This is a genomic window from Paraconexibacter sp. (assembly GCF_041602235.1).
Lineage (GTDB): Bacteria > Actinomycetota > Thermoleophilia > Solirubrobacterales > Solirubrobacteraceae > Paraconexibacter.
In genome coordinates this window covers 1-2,398 of record NZ_JBFIGP010000417.1, presented here as the reverse complement: position 1 = coordinate 2,398, position 2,398 = coordinate 1, and the positions used below count along the sequence as shown (strand labels likewise).

Genomic DNA, 2,398 nt, shown 5'->3' with positions numbered 1-2,398 from the left:
CGGCGGCGCCTGAGCTCCCAGCACCAGCAGCCGACGAGGAGAGGATCCATGAGCCAGACGTACGACAACATCGTCATCGGCGGCGGGGCAGCAGGCTGCGTCGTCGCCGCCAGGTTGAGCGAGGACCCGGACCGCAGGGTCCTCCTGCTCGAGGCCGGCGGACACAATCGGCGGCTGTCGGTGAAGGCGCCGGCGGCGTTCTCCAACCAGTTCGGCACCAAGCTCGACTGGGAGTACTGGACCGAGCCGGAGGAGAACCTCTTCGGGCGCAGCCTGCACGAGCCGCGCGGCAAGCTGCTCGGGGGCTGCTCCTCGATGAACGCGATGATGTACGTCCGCGGGAACGCCTACGACTACGACTCCTGGGTCGAGCAGGGTGCCGACGGCTGGTCGGCCGAGGAGGTGCTCCCGTTCTTCAAGCGCTCGGAGCGCAACGCCGACCTGGCCGGCACCTACCACGGGACCGACGGTCCGATGAGCGTGTGCACCGTGACTCCCGATCCGGTCACCCGCCGGGTGGTCGACGCGTGCGTCGAAGCCGGCTTCGAGCGGCGCGACGACATCAACGGTGAGCAGCAGGAGGGCGTGACGTTCACGCAGGTCAACCAGCGCAACGGCGTGCGCCACGACACCGCGACCGCGTTCCTGCAGCCGGCGCGCAAGCGCCCGAACCTCACCGTCCGCACCGGAGCGCTCGTGCACCGTGTCCTGCTGCGCGACGGTCGCGCGGACGGCGTCGAGGTCTCGTTCGGCAGGAACCGCGAGACCTTTCGAGCCACCGGTGACGTCATCCTCTGCGCCGGGGCCTTCGGGACTCCCGAGATCCTGCAGCGCTCCGGCATCGGACCGGCCGAGCACCTGCGGAGCGTCGGCATCTCGGTCGAGGTCGATCTTCCGGCAGTCGGCCGCAACCTCATGGAGCACCCCTTCCAGTTCGTCAACTGGGAGCTCGAAGGAGCCGACGTCGGCCTGGCCGACATCGCTCACCCCAAGCACCTCGCACGCTGGGTCGCCACCCGGAAGGGCAAGCTCTCGAGCAACGTCGGCGAAGCACTCGCGTTCTTCCGGACCGACCCGTCCCTCCCGGCTCCCGACATGGAGTTCGTGATCGCCCCGCTGTTCTTCTGGGAGCACGGCAAGCGCCAGCATCCGCGTCCGGCGTTCTCGATCGGGCTGTCCTACATCGCGCCGACGAGCCGTGGCTCGGTGATGGTCCGGTCGGGCGACCCGACCGAGAAGGCGCGTGTCAAGTTGCGCATGCTCAGCGACCCGACCGAGGTCGCGGCGATCGCGACCGGGATCGAGCGCGCCCGCGAGGTCGCCGCGCAGCCGGCGCTACGCGACATGTGCGGCATGGAGATCAACCCGGGTCCGTGGGTCCGGACCGCCGAGGCGATCGGTGAGTACATCCGGGGGACCGTCGAGCACACGTACCACCCGGCCTGCACCGCGCGGATCGGCTCCCCGCAGGACGGCGCCTGCGACGCCCAGCTCCGTGTCCACGGCGTGGAAGGCCTCCGCGTGGGGGACGCATCGGCGATGCCGACCATCACCCGCGGCAACACGCACGCGCCGACGATCATGATCGGCGAGCGCTGCGCGGACTTCGTGCGCTCCGGCGCTGCCGGACGTCGCGGCAGCGAGCCGGAGCTCGCGGGGGCACTTCACGGCCCTTCGAGCGGGTGAGCGACCGCGCTACCGGGACCGCGCCCTGGGCGTGCACGTCCGGTAGCGCCGCTGGGAGCGCAGCGACTTGCCGGACTTCGGCGTGACCACGACCTTGACGGTGAAGCGCCCCTTCGGCAGGCCGCGCAGGTCGACCGCCGAACGCAGACGTGAGCCCTTCACCACCTTCACGCGCTTGCCGTTGACGGAGACCGTCGCCGACTTGACCGCCAGGCCCTTCGGGATCACGAGCCGGATGCGGAACCGGCGTCGCGACACGCATTTCCTCGCACTCGGCAGCTTGATGACCGACGACGCCGTGACTCCCGCCGGCGTCGGGCGGGTCGGGGAGGGGACCGGGCTGGGCGCGGCCGGCAGTGGGGTGCTGCCGGCCGGCGGCGTCGTGGGCGTGGACGTTCCGGGCGTCGCCGGGGCGGGCGGTGGCCCGCCGGGGTCCGGTGGAGCCGGTGGAGCCGGGGGCGTCGGCGCGACGGCGCGCCGCGCCAGCGCGTCGCTGCTGGTCGACGCGGCACCGCGGCCCGACCACCCGACGACGATGCGGTCCCCCGCGCCGACGGCGACGTCCGGGCGACGCTGCTCCAGCGGGATGGTGACGTTGACCCGCTCCTGCGCCGTGGGGCTGGTGAGTCCGGGGGCCCAGCCGCGGATCATCACGCCGGGGCTGGAGTCCTCGGCCTCCACGAAGGACCACACCGTGGTCACGCGCCCTGCG

At 72.0% G+C, this 2,398-nt stretch carries 1 protein-coding gene and 1 pseudogene; one reads left to right on the top strand and one right to left on the bottom strand.

The annotated features are described in order from the left end of the window. Nucleotides 1–48 precede the first annotated feature (48 nt). Entirely contained in the window at nucleotides 49–1,686 is a 1,638-nt protein-coding gene (locus ABYE80_RS19810; protein WP_372792030.1) for a GMC family oxidoreductase, read from the top strand. A 9-nt stretch (nucleotides 1,687–1,695) separates the two neighbouring features. Here ABYE80_RS19810 and ABYE80_RS19805 read toward each other — a convergent pair. Beyond that, a pseudogene (locus tag ABYE80_RS19805) lies at nucleotides 1,696–2,398 on the bottom strand (hypothetical protein); the annotation flags it as partial.